This window comes from Pseudomonas sp. Snoq117.2 (assembly GCF_900110545.1).
Classification (GTDB): Bacteria; Pseudomonadota; Gammaproteobacteria; order Pseudomonadales; family Pseudomonadaceae; genus Chryseomonas; species Chryseomonas benzopyrenica.
Genome location: NZ_FOED01000001.1, coordinates 970578 through 986514 on the forward strand (window position 1 = coordinate 970578; position 15937 = coordinate 986514).

The following is a 15937-nucleotide window of genomic DNA, read 5'->3' on the forward strand; positions in this document are numbered from 1 at the left end:
CCCAGCGCGATGCTGGCGCCTGGCCACCTCCTGTCATCAAAGCTCAACACGGAGCCCCTAGGCTGCATCGACCTCCCGAGAACGGATTCGTATCGATGTCGTCCGCTCCCCTGCCCTCCGCGCGCTCCGCCACCCGCCCCGGCCAACGCTGCGCCCTCGACCTCTGCACCCAATGGCCCGCGGTCGAGGCCGAGCACACCAACGCCATGGTCATGGACCTGTTCAACGAACGCCGCGAGATCACCAGTCTCGCGGTGGTCGAGCACGACCGGCCGATCGGGCTCATCAATCGCGACATCTTCCTCTCGCAGATGAGCAAGCCGTATCACCGCGAAGTCTATGATCGCAAGAGCTGCATCGCCTTCATGGACAAGGAGCCGCTGGTGGTGGACGCCGGCCTGTCCATCGAGGAGCTGACCCGCCGGACCGTCGAGGTGGGCGAAAAGGTGCTGGCCGACGGCTTCATCGTCACCCGCGAGGGCCGCTTCGTCGGCCTCGGCCTGGGCGTGCAGCTGATGCGCATCGTCTCGGACCTGCAGGCCGAGAAGAATCGCCAGATCATGCACAGCATCGAATACGCCAGCGTCATCCAGCGGGCCATGCTGCGCAGCTCGCGCGAGGCCCTGGCGGTGATGGAGCAGGACGCCACCCTGGTCTGGGAACCGCGCGACGTGGTCGGCGGCGACTTCTATCACTTCGCCCAGCATGAGGACGGCTGGTTCGGCGCCATCGCCGACTGCACCGGCCACGGCGTGCCGGGCGCCTTCATGACCCTGATCGCCTCGGCGTCCCTGACCCAGGCCCTGCAACAGCTGGGGCCGCGCGATCCCTCGGCGCTGCTGGCGGCGATCAACGGCAGCGTCAAGGCGATGCTGGGGCAGTCCGGCGGCATCTCCGAGTCCAACGATGGCCTGGATCTGGCCTGCTTCTGGGTGGATAGCCGCAGCCATAGCCTGACCTACGCCGGCGCCCGCATGCCGCTCTACCTGCTGGCGCCCGACGCCGCCGAGGTACTGACCCTGGCGCCGCTGCGCCTGGGCATCGGCTACGCCGACAGCCCACTGGAGCAGTGCTGGCCCGCCACCACCCTGCCGTTGCAGCCGGGCAGCCTGCTGTTCGCCACCACCGATGGCCTGATCGACCAGATCGGCGGCCCGCGGCGCACCTCCTTTGGCAAGCGCCGCGCCCTGGCCCGGTTGACCGAATCGCGCACGGCGCCCACCGCCGTCTTCTGCGAGCAACTCAGCGCGGACCTCGCCCGCTGGCAAGGCGACGAACTCCGCCGCGACGACCTCACCTTCCTTTGCATTCGCGTGGCCTGACCGACATGACCGCCTCCTTTACCGCGAACGGCGCCTTTCTCGAAATCGCCCAACAACAGCACGTGATCTTCTATCACCACGGCTACTTCTCCCATGGCATCGTCGCCGCCATGGCCGAGGTGGTGAAGCTGCAACTGGAATTCGAAGGGATCAGCGGCGCCACCCGGCGCAAGCTGTTTTCCTCTTTCATCGAACTGTCACAGAACGTCCTGCACTATTCCGCCGATGCCCTGCCCCCGGACGCTCTGGCGAACGCCAAACTGGGACAGGGGTCGGTCTGTATCACCCGCCAGGACGGCAACTACCAGATGCTCTGCGCCAACCCCATCGTCAGCGACAAGGTAGAGGCCCTGCGCGAGCGGCTTGAGCCGCTGTGCAGCATGTCGCTGGAACAGATCAAGCAGGCCTATCGCGAATCCCTGCGCGCCGAGACCCCGGTCGACAGCAAGGGGGCCGGCCTCGGCTTCCTGACCATGGCGCGCGATGCCAGCGCGCCCCTGGAATTCGCCTTCCATCCCTCCACGCAGACGCCGGGCACCACCCTGTTCTGCCTGAAAGCCATCATCTGACAGGGACTCCGACCTCGTATGGACACCGTGTTCATCGCGCCCACCGCCACCTCTCCGGAGGTGGATTTCCGTTTTGCCGAGGACGAACTCTGGCTCAAGGGCGAATCCTTTCCGGAAAACGCCGCGGCCTTCTACCTGCCGGTGATCGAATCCCTTCGGGCCTATCTCGACCAGCGCCAGGGCGCCAGCATCCGGGTGCATGTCGCCCTCGCCTACTTCAACAGCTCCAGCACCAAGATGCTGTTCACCCTGTTCGACGCCCTGGACCAGGCGGCCCAGGCCGGCAATCGGGTGGAGCTGCACTGGTATTACGACGCCGAGGACGAGACCATCCAGGAATTCGGCGAAGAGCTGCGACTGGACTTCCAGGCGTTGACCTTCGTCGAGCATCCCGAGCTGCCGGCATGACCGCCAGCGTCAGGCGCTACAGCCCGGCCGACCCCGGACCCGACCTGTTCGAGCAGGAGGCCGGAGTGCTGCAGGCCGCACGCGCCCTCTATGGGGCCGACGACGCCGATGCCGAGCGCTACCGAGCCGCCCTCGGCGACCTGACGCTGCATTTCGAACGACTGATGCGCGAGACCCGCCGGCTGATCGCCCGCAGCGATCGCGCCGAACGCGAGATGAACGCCCTCAACCAGCAATTGCAGACCCTCAGCCAGCAGCTGGAGTACCGCGCCACCCACGACGCCCTCACCGGGATGCTCAATCGCGGCGCGGTGATCGACCAGGCCGGCCGGGCCCTGCGGCAACAGGGCGGCGCCATGATCGTGCTGGACATCGACCACTTCAAACGCATCAACGACGAGTTCGGCCATCCCGCCGGCGATCGGGTGATCCAGGCCATCGCCCGCTGCCTGCAGGAGCTCGTCCAGGCGCCGGCCATCGTCGGCCGGGTGGGTGGCGAGGAATTCACCGTGCTGCTGCCGACCCTGGCACGGGACGAGGCCCTGGCCATGACCGAGCGGCTGCGCCAGCGCATCGCCCAGGAGGCGACCGGCCCGGCGCCGGTGACGGCCAGCTTCGGCCTCAGTCTCAATCCACCGGGTACCGAATTCGAGCTCGCCTATGGGCTGGCCGACGCGGCGCTCTACCGGGCCAAGCGCGGCGGCCGTAATCAGGTGGTGCTGGCCGACTGACGAGCTCGGCCGTCTCGCCAGCCGTCCGGCTCCCGGACACAAAAAAGCCGTTGCGCCGAAAGGGCGCAGCGGCTTTTTCATAGCGGTCGCTTAGGACTGCTTCCAGTCCGGATAACGGCGCTGGTCGGCGGCCGGCGGGAAGTACTGGTACAACCAGGTCTCGCTCAGAGCGCGATCCTGGGTGCGGATGAAGGCGCGCATCTGCACCGGATCGGCCTTGTCGCTGGTGGGGTACCAATCGAAGATCACCCGGTAGCCGCCGATCTCGTCGATCTTGAGCACGTGGAAATCCTGCACCTTGCCGTCGGTGACGGTCACCACCGGCTCGATGCCGGTGCCTTCGGGCAGGAACGACAGGCCGCCGCCATTGAAATCGATGGCGAAGCGCCGTGCCCAGACCTTGGGCCAATGCTCACCGGGCGCCCAGCCCTCGGGGAAGCCGCCGATCCCGGAACGGGTGGCGTTGACCCGCGCCAGCGGCGTGCTCACCGGCGGCAGCGCGCTCCAGTGCAGCTTGTAGCCATAGTGCAGCGACTTGCCGGCGGTGATGGTCTCGGCCGGGGCCCAGAAGGCCACGATGTTATCCAGGGTCTCGCCGGTGGTGGGAATCTCCAGCAGCTGGATGGCGCCCTCGCCCCAGGCGGAGGTGGGCTCGACCCACAGGCTCGGCCGGCGGTCGTAGCGGACCATGACGTCCTGGTAGCTTTCGAATTCGTGGTCGGTCTGTACCAGGCCGAAGCCCTTGGGGCTGTCGTCCTTGAAGGCGTTGAACTGTAGCTTGGGCGGATTGTTCAGCGGGCGGCAGATCCACTCGCCGTTGCCCTTCCACATGGCCAGGCGGTCGGAGTCATGGATCTGCGGGTGGTAGGTGTTGCAGGTCTGGCGCTCGTGGGTGCCGCAGCCGAACATGCTGGTCATGGGCGCGATGCCCAGTTGCTTGATGTCGCGGCGGGCATTGACGTTGGCGTCCACGTCCATCACCACCCGGTCGTTCAGGCAGTCGATGTCGAAGCGATAGGCGCCGGTGGCGCTGGGCGAATCCAGCAGCGCATAGACCACGAAGCGGGTGCTGTTCTTGTTCGGGGTGACGAACCAGAACTTGGTGAAGTCGGGGAATTCCTCGGGCCGCTCGGCATAGGTGTCGATGGCCAGGCCGCGGGCCGAAAGGCCGTATTGACGGGTCTTGTCCACGGCGCGGAAGTAGCTGGCGCCGAGGAAGGAGACGATGTCGTACTGGGCCAGGTGCGGCGCCTTGAACAGCTTGAAGCCGGCAAAGCCCAAGTCGCCCTTGAGCTGGCTCTTGTCGACGCCGCTGTCGTTGTAGTTGAACAACTCGGGGCGGAAGTGGACTTCCTTGGCCTCGTTGGTCTTGGGGTCCACCGAATACATGTGCACCGGGGTCTTGAAGCCCATGCCGACGTGGAAGAACTGCACGTCCAGCTGACCCTTGAGGTCATGCCAGAGCGAATGCTGGGCATCGTAGCCGATGGCATTGAACTGCTGGGGCGTCATCTTCGCCAGGGTGTCGGGCAGTTGCTGGGCGGTGGGCTGATAGGCCTTACCAGCCAGTTCCTTGGCGTGCTGCTTGAGCCAGTCGAAATCGAAGGCCTGGCCGTCGCCATTGGCCGGATTGGCGAAGGCCTGAAGGGCGAACAGCCCGGTGGAGGGAATGCCGGTGTAGGCCGCCAGGGCCAGGGACGCTTTGAGCAGGTGTCGACGCTGCATGGATCAACCTTGGTCACAAAGGATGAAAAGATTCGGCCCAGCCGAACCGCCAGAGAGAAAAAGAATGCACGATACCCGGATAGGTTCGCCATCGCACCGGTGAACTGCCGCCTAGCGCACGCTCTGGCCTGCCAGAGCGGTTACCAAAGCTTTCCGGATCACACTTCGGGTTGCCGGACGCGGTGGAATGGGCATCATCGACATTCCTCCCGCGCCCCTGGAGACCGCTCATGGTCAATGCCGCCGTCACCTTCGGGCAACCCAGCCCCATCCTGCGCAGCTTCGATGACGAAAAGGCGCGTGAATTCTACTGCCACTTCCTGGGCTTCCGCCTGGTCTGGGAGCATCGCTTCGAGCCGGGATTGCCGCTCTATGCCGAAGTCGAGCGCGCCGGCCTACGCCTGCACCTATCCGGCCACCATGGCGACGCCTGTCCGGGCTCGACGGTCTTCGTCCGCATGACCGGCATCCGCGCCTTCCAGGCCGAGTTGCTGGCCAAGGACTACGGATTCGCCCGGCCAGACATCCAGGAATTGCCCTGGGGCCTGGTGATGGAGATCGCCGATCCCTTTGGTAATCGATTGAGGTTTTGCGAGGAGACGCCGGAGGCCTAAGCAACGGCTGTACGGTGATCGCGGCCATGGGCCGCTCCTACAGGCTCGATGATGGAGATGACCGCCTGCGCGGATGGCTCCCTCTCCCCTCGGGAGAGGGTTGGGGTGAGGGCGCCCTCGCCACGAAGTCCCCAGTGGAAAAGGCTGCGCCGTTTTCCACGCTACGGCTCTACAACTGGTGCACCCCAATAACGGCTAAGGCAGTTGCTCCTACAGGCTCGATGTAATCGTAGGAGCGCCCATGGCCGCGATCAACAAAACACCGGAGTGCCATAGGATCAGTTGCATCGGCGGGCGGCCATGACCTCGGTAGCCTTCAAGCGGGCGCAGGTTCGCCCGTGGGCACCACCCCCTCCTCTACCTGCCACCAGGTCGGCAGCAGTGCCCTGACCTCGGGTTGGGTGAATCTATCGTCGATGAGGTAGAGGCAGCCGCGGTCCTGCACGGTGCGGATCACTCGGCCGGCGGCCTGGATGACCTTTTGCAGGCCCGGATAGAGGTAGGCGTAGCGATAGCCGTCGCCGAAGCGCCGTTGCAGGCGCTGGCGCAGCTGTTCGTTGACCGGATTGAGCTGGGGCAGGCCCAGGGTGGCGACGAAGGCGCCGATCAGGCGGTCGCCGGGCAGGTCGATGCCCTCGCCAAAGCTGCCACCGAGCACGGCGAAACCGATACCACGGCCATCGGCCTGGAAGCGGTCGAGAAAGGCCTGGCGCGCGGCTTCGTCCATGCCGCGGGACTGACGCCACTGGGGCACGTCGGGCGCCAGCTCGGCGAGGGCCTCGGCGACCTGATCGAGGTAGTCGAAGCTGCTGAAGAAGGCCAGGTAGTTGCCCGGTCGCTGGCGATAACGGCTGGCGATCAGGGCGGCGATGGGCGCGCGGGAGGCGGCGCGATCGGCGTAGCGGGTGGAAAGCCGTACCAGGCGCACCTCGAGCTGCTCGGCGGCGAAGGGCGAGGCCACGTCCACCCAGGCGCTGCCGACCGGCACCCCGAGCAGGTCGCGGTGGAAGTGCTGGGGGATCAGGGTGGCCGAGAACAGGGTGCAGCTGTGGGCCGCCGCCAGCCGCGGACCGACGAAGGGTGCCGGCACCAGGTTGCGCAGGTTGAGTTGCGACTGGGCCTTGCCGCGGCCCTTGAGCAGGGTGACGTCGAACAGCGAGTGATCGCCAAAGGTCTCGCCCAAGCGCATGAACTGCAGCAGGTCGAAGAACAGCGTCTGCAGCTCCGGTGCCGGTGGCTGTCCGGGTTCGCCGAAATGCTCGGTGAGCAGACCCACCACCCGTTGCAGGGCGGTGAGGAAGGCCGCGGGCAATTCCGGCTGCACCTGGTAGTCGACCTGCTGTTCCTTGTGCAGGCGATTCCATTCGCGATTGAGCGTCTGCAGGCCCTTGGCGATGGCCGGCGGCGCCACCGCCTTGCCCGCCGCCAGGCGGCGCTGGTCGAGGCTGGCGCTGTACATGCCGCGGGCGCGGTCGAGCAGGTTGTGGGCCTCGTCCACCAGCACCCCGACCCGCCACTCCTGGGTCTGGGCCAGGGCATGGAGCATGGCGCTGCCGTCGAAATAGTAGTTGTAGTCGCCCACCACCACGTCGCTCCAGCGCGCCAGTTCCTGGGCCAGGTAGTAGGGGCAGACCTCATGGGCCAGGGCCGTCTCCCGCACCCGCGCCCGGGTCAGCTGCGTGGGTTCGGCCAGGGCCGCGGCGCGGGCCGCCGGCAGCCGGTCATAGAAGCCGCGGGCCAGCGGGCAGGACTCGCCATGGCAGGCCAGCTCCGGGTGCTCGCAGGCCTTGTCCCGCGCCACCAGTTCCAGCACCCGCACCGGCGCGGCCAGGGATTCCAGGCCATGCAGGGCCAGGGCGCGACCAGGGGTCTTGGCGGCGAGAAAGAACAGCCGGTCCAGGTGCTGCCGCGGCATGGCCTTGAGCAGCGGGAACAGAGTGCCCACCGTCTTGCCGATGCCAGTGGGCGCCTGGGCCAGCAGGCAACAGCCGACGCTGGCGGCCTTGTAGACGGCTTCCGCCAGGGGCCGTTGGCCGTGGCGAAAGTCGGGATGGGGAAAGGCCAGGGTCGCCAACGCCTCATCCCGCGCGGCGCGATGAGCCAGCTCCTGGCGCGCCCAGGCGAGAAAGCGCGAGCACTGCAAGGCGAAGTGCTCGGCCAGATCGGCCGCCGTCCAGGCTTCGGTGAAGACGGTCTCGGCGCCCGTGCCGATATCGAAATAGACCAGCGCCAGGGTCAGCTCCGCCAGCGCGCGGCTCTGGCACAGCAGATGCCCATAGACCTTGGCCTGGGCCCAGTGCAGGTGACGGTGGTTGCCCGGCTGGCGCTCCAGGCTGCCCCTGTGGGTCTTGATCTCTTCCAGGCGATTGGCGGCGGCGTCGAAGCCATCGGCGCGACCACGCACCTGCAGGTCCTCGAAGTCGCCCTGCAGGCTGACCTCGCGCTCATAGCCGGGACCGCGCCGCGCCGCCACCCGCTGGTGGCCTTCGATACCTTCCAGGGCGGTGGGCGACGGGGTGAACCTGAGGTCCAGGTCGCCGGCCTTGGCGGTGAATTCGCAGAGGGCGCGAACGGCGATGCGATAGCTCATGCGGAGGTCGCGGCCACCTGCCACTGCACGTGGCAGACGCTGACCGGGATGTCATGGGCGGCGAAGAAGTCCAGCCAGCGGCGCTGGTTGTCCTGCAGGCGGTCGCCCGGGCCCTTGACCTCGATCATCCGGTAGCGGCCTTCCGCCGGCCAGAACTGGATCAGGTCGGGCAAGCCGGTACGGTTGTTGTCCGGATCCTCCAGCAGTCGCTCGAAGCACAGCCGCAGGTGCCGCGCTGGCAGGCAGGCCAGGGCCTGGTCGAGCAAGTCGCTGCTGAGGATGCCCCAGGCGACGAAGGGCGAGGCCAGACCGCGCTTGGCGGCGAAACGCTCGCGGATCACCGCCGCATGGGAGCCGTCGTCTAGCCGCGCCAAACAGGCGGCGAAGGCCTCGGCCCGGCGTTCGCGAAAGCCCGGCAGGCGCAGGTCGGCCGGTTCGCGCTGATAGGGGTGGAAGAAGGCGCCGGGGATGGCGAGGAAGATGGCGTCCCAGCACAGCAGGCCGAACAGGCTGGTGAGCAGGGTGTTTTCCACATAGTGCACCGGCGCCTCGTCGCGGCCCAGGTGCTCGCGCACCAGCCACTCGACCCGGCGCAGGCCGTCGTTGACTAGCTCGAAGTCGAGCCGCTCCACCGGGCTGGCGGGGCGGCGCTTGTTGGGTGGGCCACCCTGCTTGCGCACCAGCCGCGGCAGGATGCGCGCCACCTGCTGGCGCTCGGCGTCATGGGCCGGCGCGGCGACGATGGCTTCCGCCAGCGCCTGGGCGGCGGGCCAGTCCTCCAGGCGTTCGAGCATGCGCAGGGCGCGGATACGCGACTCGGGATGCGCCGAGGCGGCATAGAGCGCCTGCGCCTGGGCCAGTTCACCGAGGCGTTCGTGGTGCTGCGCCAGTTCGTGGAGCAGCTTGCCCCGACGCAATTCCAGCCAGGTGTTGGCAAAGCGCTCGGCGGGCAGCAGTGGCAGCAGCTCGGCGGCCGGTAGCCCATCGCGCAGCGCCTGGCGACAACGCTGGATGTGGAGGTAGGCGTCCACCTCATGGCGCTGGCCAAAGGCGCGGGATTCGGCGCTGAAGGCCACCGTCTCGTACTGGAAGATGCCCAGGTCGGCCAGCACGAAGTCGGTCCAGTCCTGGTGCAGGTTGCCAAAGAACAGCAGGCGCAGGCGGTCGCAGAGGTCCATCAGCGTCAGGCGCCAGACGCCCTCCTCCACCAGCTCCGGCACGGTGCCGGCCCAGCCGCTGAAGGCCAGGGGCGTGGCCTGTTCGGCTTCCAGGCGGGCCAGCCAGTCTTCCTTGCGGCCGGCCTTGGGCAGGCGGGCGCCGAAACAGCCGAGCAGTTCTTCCTTGCGCAGCAGGGCGAAGAGTTCGATCAGGTGCAATTCGGGATCGGAAAGCAGCCAGCCAAGCTCCACCAGCGGCAAGGCGGCGGCACGCGGGCAGCCAATCTCGCCGTAGACCAGCTTGCTGGCGCGGAACACCTCGCCCTTGCGCATCACCAGGCGCACCAGCAATGCCCGCGAGGGCTGTGGCAAGTCGGCGAAGGCCGCGATGAAACCCTGCTCGTGGTCGTCGAGCAGATCGGGATAGCGCAGGGCGACCCAGTCCAGTACCCGCTGGAAGTTGTGCAGATAGTAGAGGGGATCTTCGAGCGGAGCGTTCATGACGACACGGGCAATAGGCAAGCGGCTGGCTATTTATCCAGCCCCGACCGGAGCGGGCAACCCTCAAGCGATGCGCGGTCGTTCGCCCGGGCGTTCGTGCGATTTCCAGGTTGAAGAACCCGACCAGTAGTCATACGATGACTGACAAAGACCGCCTTCATAATTACAAGTCCAGGAGTCTGAGCGTGAAGATCAAACGCATCAAAGTCACCCCCATCGCGTTTCGCGATGCCCCGCTGCTCAACGCCAGCGGCATCCACGAACCCTATGCGCTGAGATCCATCATCGAGGTGGAAGGCGACAATGGCCACATCGGCCTCGGCGAAAGCTATGGCGACGCCCCGGTGCTGGCAGTGCTCAAGGCCATGGAAGGCAGCCTGGTCGGCCTTTCCGCCTGGGACCTCAATGGCCTGCGCGCGCGGGTGGTGGAAACCGTCGCCAGTCTCGCCGGCGGCGTGGTGGCCGGTGCCGAACTGGCGCCCGGCTCCCATCCGAGCAAGCAGGTGGCCAATGCCTATTCCGCCTTCGAAGTGGCTTTCCTCGATCTGCAGGCGCGCTCCCTGGGCATTCCGCTGGTGGAGCTGCTCGGCGGCGCGGTGCGCCGCGAAGTCCCCTTCAGCGCCTACCTGTTCCTCAAGTACGCCGAGCACATCGACGCGACCTACAAGCCCGATCGCTGGGGCGAGGCCATCAGCCCCGAGCAGGTGGTGGCCCAGGCCGCGCGGATGATCGAGGAGAACGGCTTCCAGAGCATCAAGCTCAAGGCCGGCACCCTGCTTGGCCCGGATCACGAAGCGGCCTGCATCAAGGCGCTGCGCCAGGCCTTTCCCGAGGCACCGCTGCGCATCGACCCCAACGGCAACTGGTCGCTGGAAACCTCCCTGCGCATCGCCGAGGTCCTGGCGGGCGACCTCCAGTACTACGAGGACCCGACCCCGGGCCTGGACGGCATGGCCGAACTGCATCGGCGCACCGGCATACCCCTGGCCACCAACATGGTGGTCACCGATTTCGACGAATTCCGCCGCAGCGTGGCCCAGAACAGCGTGCAGATCGTGCTCGCCGACCACCACTACTGGGGCGGCCTCCGGGACACCCAGATCCTCGCGCGGCTGTGCGGCACCTTTGGCCTGGGCGTCTCCATGCACTCCAACTCGCACCTGGGCATCAGCCTCATGGCCATGACCCACGTGGCCGCCGCGGTGCCCAACCTGGCCTATGCCTGCGACACCCACTATCCCTGGCAGGAAGAGGACGAAGAGGTCATTCGGGGCGGCAAGCTGCCGATCCGCAATGGCTGCGTGGCGATCACCGATGCGCCCGGCCTGGGCGTGGAGCTGGACCAGGACCAGCTCGCCAAGCTGCACGAGCAGTTCCTCGCCATCGACATCCGCAGCCGCGACGACGTGCGCCAGATGCGCAAGTACCAGCCGGACTGGGAAACCCGCAAGCCGCGTTTCTAGATCTTCGCCCCCCTCTCCCAGGCCCCTGACGACCGGCTCGCCCGCCGGCCGTCAACGGCTCCGCTTCCCGGCGTCGCGGCTGTACAATCCCCTCGGCACAAGGGTGCCCAAGAACAACGAGAAAGTACGCACAGGGAATTGGGGGACGATGTTGAACGCACCACGCCTCACCGCACTCATGCTCGGCCTGGGACTGGCGGTCAGCGCCACCCTCGCCCCGGCGCAGGACAGGGATCAGGCACGCGCCTACGTCGACGCCCTGCTGGCGAAGATGACCCTGGAGGAAAAGATCGGCCAGCTCAATCTGGTGAGCGTCGGGCCGGACTATCCCAAGGAAGCCATCATGGCGGACATCCGCGCCGGCAAGGTGGGCGCCATGTTCAACACCGTGACCCGCCCCGACATCCGCCAGATGCAGGACCAGGTCGCCCAAAGCCGGCTGAAGATCCCGCTGTTCTATGCCTATGACGTCATCCACGGCATGCGCACCATCTTCCCTATCAACCTGGGCCTGGCCAGCACCTGGAATCTCGACGCCATCGCCACCAGCGCGCACATCTCCGCCATCGAGGCGGCCGCCGATGGCCTCGACCTGACCTTCTCCCCCACCGTCGACGTCACCCGCGAGCCGCGCTGGGGCCGTGCCTCGGAAACCTTCGGCGAAGACACCTGGCTGACCTCGCGCATCGGCGCCACCCTAGTGCACGCCTACCAAGGCGACGACCTGCGCGCCCCCGACAGCCTCATGGCCAGCATCAAGCACTTCGGCGGCTACGGCGCGGTGGAAGCCGGGCGCGACTACAGCAACGTCGACATGAGTCCGCAACGGCTGATGCAGGACTACCTGCCGCCCTATCGCGCCGCCGCCGAGGCCGGTGCCGGCGCGGTGATGGTGGCCCTGAACAGCATCAATGGCGTTCCCGCCACGGCCAATCGCTGGCTGCTGCAGGACCTGCTGCGCAAGGACTGGAATTACCAGGGCCTATTGATCAGCGACCACGGCGCCATCAACGAACTGGTGCTGCACGGGGTGGCCAAGGACACTCGCGACGCCGCCGAGCAGGCGCTCAAGGCCGGCGTCGAGCTGAACATGCACGACGACGTCTATGGCAAGCAGCTGCCCGCCCTGCTGGCGGCCGGCAAGGTGACCCAGGCTGAGATCGACCAGGCCGTGCGCGACATGCTGCTGACCAAGTACCGCCTGGGCCTGTTCGACGATCCCTACCGTCGCCTGCAGGGCCAGGACCCGGTCGACACCAACGCCGAATCGCGCCTGCACCGCGCCGAGGCGCGCCAGGTGGCGCGCGAGAGCCTGGTGCTGCTGAAGAACGAAAAGGCCGTCCTGCCGCTGCGCAAGGGCGCCACCCTGGCCGTGGTCGGTCCGCTGGCCGACAGCCCGCGCGATGTCATGGGCAACTGGTCCGCCGCTGGTGTGGCCGCCCAGGCAGTCTCCATCCGCCGTGGGCTGGAAAACGCCGTGGCCGGCCAGGGCAAGGTGCTCTATGCCAAGGGCGCCAACCTGCTGGACGACCGCGATGTGCTGGCCTACCTCAACTCCTATGAACCCGCGGTCGCGGTGGATCCGCGCAGTGCCGGCGAGATGATCGCCGAAGCCGTGGCCGCGGCACGCCAGGCCGAGGTGGTGGTGGCCGTGGTCGGTGAGTCCCAGGGCATGGCCCACGAGGCCTCCAGCCGCGCCCGCATCAGCGTGCCCGACACCCAGCGTGAGCTGATCAAGGCGCTCAAGGCCACCGGCAAGCCGCTGGTGCTGGTGCTGATGAACGGCCGCCCGCTGGCGCTGGAATGGGAACAGGAGCAGGCCAACGCCCTGCTGGAAGCCTGGTTCCCCGGCACCGAGGGCGGCAACGCCGTGGCCGATGTGCTGTTCGGCGACCACAACCCGTCCGGCAAGCTGACCATGACCTTTCCCCGCGAAGTGGGCCAGGTGCCGCTGTACTACAACCACCTGAGCAGCGGCCGGCCCTTCGACGCGGCCAAGCCGAACAAGTACACCTCGCGCTACTTCGACATCGTCAACGGTCCGCTCTACCCCTTCGGCTACGGCCTGAGCTACACCAGCTTCGACGTCTCGGCGCCGCAGCTGTCCAGCGCCACCCTGAAGCAGGGCGACACCCTGACCGCCAGGGTCACGGTCAAGAACACCGGCGACCGCGTCGGCGCCACCGTGGTGCAGCTCTATCTGCACGACGTGACCGCCTCCCTGGCGCGACCGGTCAAGGAGCTCAAGGGCTTCCAGAAGGTGATGCTGCAACCGGGCGAGAGCCGCGAGCTGGACTTCCCCATCACCGAGGCGGACCTGCGCTTCTACAACAATGACCTCAAGCTGGTCTCGGAACCGGGCGAATTCAAGGTGATGGTCGGCCTGGATTCGGAACGGGTGCGTGAGGGGAGTTTCACGCTGCTGTAAGGACCGCTTTCCTCCCTCTCCCCCTGGAGAGGGTTGGGGTGAGGGCGAGCGCCTTGAATCTAGCCTGTTGGGCTTCGCTAACGCTCAGCCCAACCGGGCACGAAGCCAAGGCTGCGAGGTGTCGGGCTTGGCTACGCTCGACCCCAGCTACGAAGCGCTATCTACACCGACTGGTCATCGAGCACCGCGCCGAGCTCAACCGCGTAGCCGGCCCCGAAGCAGATCTCCGCTATAGCGTTGATTAGCGACATGAATAATGATTTCCACACGCTTTCGGAGTCCCGGTGAATGCGCTCAGCCTGACCCTCGCCGCTGCCCAATCCGCTTCAGTCGCCGGCGATCTCGCCGCCAATCTGCGCACCCATCTGGCGTTCGTCGCCGCGGCCGCAGCGGCTGGGGCGGATCTCCTGCTGTTTCCCGAGTTATCTCTGACCGGCTATGAACCGGCGCTGGCGACGGGTTTGGCGCTGGAACCCGACGATACGCAGCTGCTGCCGCTGCGCGAAGCCTGCAGCAAGGCCGGGCTCACGGCCGTGGTCGGGGCGCCGGTCCAGGGTGCGGCAGGATTGCAGATAGGCGCCTTGATCCTGGGCGCGGACGGTGGCTGTCGCGTCCATACCAAGCAATACCTGCATCCGGGCGAGGCACCGCCCTTCGTGCCCGGCAACGGCGGGGAGTTGCTGGCGGTGCAGGGCCTGCAAGCCGCCCTGGCCATCTGCGCCGACAGCAACCATCCGGCCCATGCCGATGCCGCCCGCGCCCGGGGCGCCGATCTCTATCTGGCCTCGGCGGTGATCGGCCCGACCGGCTATCCCAGCGACAGCGCCCTGCTGGCCGGCCACGCCCGGCGGCTGGGCATGCCGGTGCTCATGGCCAATCATGGCGCACCCACCGGTGGCTATGCCTGCGTGGGCCGCAGTGCCTTCTGGCAGGCCGACGGCCAGTGCCTGATCGCAGCGCCGGGAGACGGCGCCTGCCTGGTGCTCGTGCGGCGGGTAGCGGATGACTGGCAGGGTGAAGTCTGCGCCTTGCCGGCCTGATCCGTGCAGGAAGATCCGCTGACTGCAAAGCGGCTGGCGGGTCACGTTGCGACCCTGGTAGCGATTTGATATCTCGCCCCTTCCTGCGACTAAAGGTCACACATCAGACGCCGATAAGGCTCTGACATCCTTTTTCAGAACGGCGCCAAGGATGCCTTTCGCAGCGTGAACGACGCTGTAACCGCAGGAGCGACATCATGGCCTTGAACACCATCCGGACCCGCTACACCCTGATCTTCCTTGGCTTCATCGGCGCGACCCTCGCGGCCACCATCATCGGCATCCGCCTCTGGGTGACCCCGGACCTGGTCGCCGCCGGCGAGTCCGCCGTGCTCACCCGGGTCAACGAGGTGGGTATCCGCATCTATCGCGAACTCAATCAGATCCAGGCGCAGCAGCGCTCCATCACCCAGACGATACCGCTGCTGGACAGCGCCGCCATCGATCGGGTACTGCCTGGCCTGGTGGACCAGTATGGCGATGCCAAGGTATTCGGCGGCGGCATCTGGCCGCTGCCCAGCCAGCGCGAACAGGGCCGCGACAAGTTCAGCACCTTCTATCACCGCGATGCCAGCGGCAAGCTGATCGTCAACACCCACTGGAATTCGCCCGAGTCGCTCAACTACTGGGAGCAGCCCTGGTTCCAGGCCGGCCTCAAGGGCCCCGCCGGCCAGTGCGTCTGGGCCGCCGCCTACAAGGACGCCGCCAGCGCCGAGCCGCGCACCAACTGCGCCATGGCCATCCAGCGCGACGGCAAGGCCTTTGGCGTCTCGACCGTCGACCTGACCCTGGGCTTCTTCAACCCGCTAGTGGAGCAGCTGCGCAAGGAACTCGACGACACCGACATGATGATCGTCGAAGCCGATGGCAAGATCCTCAGCAACCTCAGCGAACTCGGCGATTCGCAGATCCTGAACAACGTCTCGGCCTATGCCGCCCGTTCGCCCTTCGTCGCCGCCATCCAGCAGAACCTCGGCAAGCTCAAGGGTGAGGCGGTGGTGCGCGACACCTATGTCGACGAACACGGCACGCCTCACACCTTCTTCCTGCGCCCGCTGGCCGGCACGCCCTGGCTGCTGGCCACGGCGCTGCCCACCTCGCTCATCGCGGCGACCAACACCGGCATCCTCAAGACCCTGGCGGCGATCCAGTTGCCGCTGGTCCTGCTGCTGGTGGGCATCATGGTGCTGGCGCTCGGCAAGCTGATGGGGCGCCTGGGCCTGCTGCAACGCAACATCGAATCCCTGTCCGCCGGTGATGCCGACCTGACCCGACGCATTCCGGTGCACGGCAAGGATGAAGTGGATGCGGTGGCAGGCGCGGTCAACGGCTTCATCGGTTATCTGCAGCGGCTGATCGGCGAGGTGGGCGACGCCACCGACCGCATCG

General features: G+C 67.0%; 11 protein-coding genes and 1 pseudogene. 9 read left to right on the forward strand and 3 right to left on the reverse strand.

The annotated features are described in order from the left end of the window. The first annotated feature begins 95 nt into the window (after positions 1-95). The 4 genes from BMZ43_RS04830 to BMZ43_RS04845 are packed head-to-tail and all read left to right on the forward strand — an operon-like array spanning position 96 to position 3030. A complete protein-coding gene (locus BMZ43_RS04830) occupies positions 96-1322 on the forward strand; it encodes a SpoIIE family protein phosphatase (RefSeq protein ID WP_017642453.1) in 1227 nt (408 codons plus the stop codon). 5 nt (positions 1323-1327) lie between these two features. Next, positions 1328-1891 (forward strand): SiaB family protein kinase, encoded by a 564-nt coding sequence (locus BMZ43_RS04835; protein WP_093250996.1) that lies wholly within the window; start codon positions 1328-1330, stop codon positions 1889-1891. An 18-nt stretch (positions 1892-1909) separates the two neighbouring features. Beyond that, positions 1910-2299 (forward strand): DUF1987 domain-containing protein, encoded by a 390-nt coding sequence (locus BMZ43_RS04840; RefSeq protein WP_064307315.1) that lies wholly within the window; start codon positions 1910-1912, stop codon positions 2297-2299. Beyond that, a complete protein-coding gene (locus tag BMZ43_RS04845) occupies positions 2296-3030 on the forward strand; it encodes a GGDEF domain-containing protein (RefSeq protein WP_093250466.1) in 735 nt (244 codons plus the stop codon). The genes BMZ43_RS04840 and BMZ43_RS04845 overlap by 4 nt, the downstream gene beginning before the upstream one ends. 90 nt (positions 3031-3120) lie before the next feature. Here BMZ43_RS04845 and BMZ43_RS04850 read toward each other — a convergent pair whose 3' ends face one another. Further along, positions 3121-4755: a glucan biosynthesis protein D gene (locus BMZ43_RS04850; protein WP_017642457.1), complete on the reverse strand. Its 1635-nt coding sequence runs from the start codon at positions 4753-4755 to the stop codon at positions 3121-3123. Between the two features lie 230 nt (positions 4756-4985). Between BMZ43_RS04850 and BMZ43_RS04855 the strand changes: the two genes are divergently transcribed. Next, positions 4986-5369: a glyoxalase superfamily protein gene (locus BMZ43_RS04855; RefSeq protein ID WP_064307316.1), complete on the forward strand. Its 384-nt coding sequence runs from the start codon at positions 4986-4988 to the stop codon at positions 5367-5369. A gap of 316 nt (positions 5370-5685) precedes the next feature. Here BMZ43_RS04855 and BMZ43_RS04860 read toward each other — a convergent pair whose 3' ends face one another. Further along, positions 5686-7959, reverse strand: coding sequence for an ATP-dependent DNA helicase (locus tag BMZ43_RS04860; protein WP_064307317.1), 2274 nt, complete (start codon positions 7957-7959; stop codon positions 5686-5688). Further along, positions 7956-9617, reverse strand: coding sequence for a VRR-NUC domain-containing protein (locus BMZ43_RS04865; protein ID WP_017642460.1), 1662 nt, complete (start codon positions 9615-9617; stop codon positions 7956-7958). Before BMZ43_RS04865 ends, BMZ43_RS04860 begins: the two co-directional genes overlap by 4 nt. A 185-nt stretch (positions 9618-9802) precedes the next feature. On the opposite strand from BMZ43_RS04865, the gene BMZ43_RS04870 reads away from it, so the two are divergent. From BMZ43_RS04870 to BMZ43_RS27190, 4 genes and pseudogenes are all read left to right on the forward strand, one after another. Next, the gene (locus tag BMZ43_RS04870) at positions 9803-11080 is read left to right on the forward strand and encodes a glucarate dehydratase family protein (protein ID WP_093250473.1); all 1278 of its coding nucleotides are present in this window, start codon (positions 9803-9805) and stop codon (positions 11078-11080) included. Positions 11081-11228: 148 nt separating this feature from the next. Further along, a complete protein-coding gene (gene bglX / locus BMZ43_RS04875; protein ID WP_064307320.1) occupies positions 11229-13508 on the forward strand; it encodes a beta-glucosidase BglX in 2280 nt (759 codons plus the stop codon). A 284-nt stretch (positions 13509-13792) separates the two neighbouring features. Beyond that, positions 13793-14548 (forward strand): carbon-nitrogen hydrolase family protein, encoded by a 756-nt coding sequence (locus BMZ43_RS04880; RefSeq protein ID WP_064307321.1) that lies wholly within the window; start codon positions 13793-13795, stop codon positions 14546-14548. 197 nt (positions 14549-14745) lie between these two features. Beyond that, positions 14746-15885 (forward strand): annotated as a pseudogene (locus BMZ43_RS27190) (cache domain-containing protein); the annotation flags it as partial. Positions 15886-15937 lie beyond the last annotated feature (52 nt).

Bases quoted from the DNA above. Each gene is read 5' to 3' on its own strand.
- BMZ43_RS04840 (WP_064307315.1), top strand. From the start codon at position 1,910: ATGGACACCGTGTTCATCGCGCCCACCGCCACCTCTCCGGAGGTGGAT.
- BMZ43_RS04835 (WP_093250996.1), top strand. From the start codon at position 1,328: ATGACCGCCTCCTTTACCGCGAACGGCGCCTTTCTCGAAATCGCCCAA.
- BMZ43_RS04860 (WP_064307317.1), bottom strand. From the start codon at position 7,959: ATGAGCTATCGCATCGCCGTTCGCGCCCTCTGCGAATTCACCGCCAAG.
- BMZ43_RS04830 (WP_017642453.1), top strand. From the start codon at position 96: ATGTCGTCCGCTCCCCTGCCCTCCGCGCGCTCCGCCACCCGCCCCGGC.
- bglX (WP_064307320.1), top strand. From the start codon at position 11,229: ATGTTGAACGCACCACGCCTCACCGCACTCATGCTCGGCCTGGGACTG.
- BMZ43_RS04865 (WP_017642460.1), bottom strand. From the start codon at position 9,617: ATGAACGCTCCGCTCGAAGATCCCCTCTACTATCTGCACAACTTCCAG.
- BMZ43_RS04850 (WP_017642457.1), bottom strand. From the start codon at position 4,755: ATGCAGCGTCGACACCTGCTCAAAGCGTCCCTGGCCCTGGCGGCCTAC.
- BMZ43_RS04845 (WP_093250466.1), top strand. From the start codon at position 2,296: ATGACCGCCAGCGTCAGGCGCTACAGCCCGGCCGACCCCGGACCCGAC.
- BMZ43_RS04855 (WP_064307316.1), top strand. From the start codon at position 4,986: ATGGTCAATGCCGCCGTCACCTTCGGGCAACCCAGCCCCATCCTGCGC.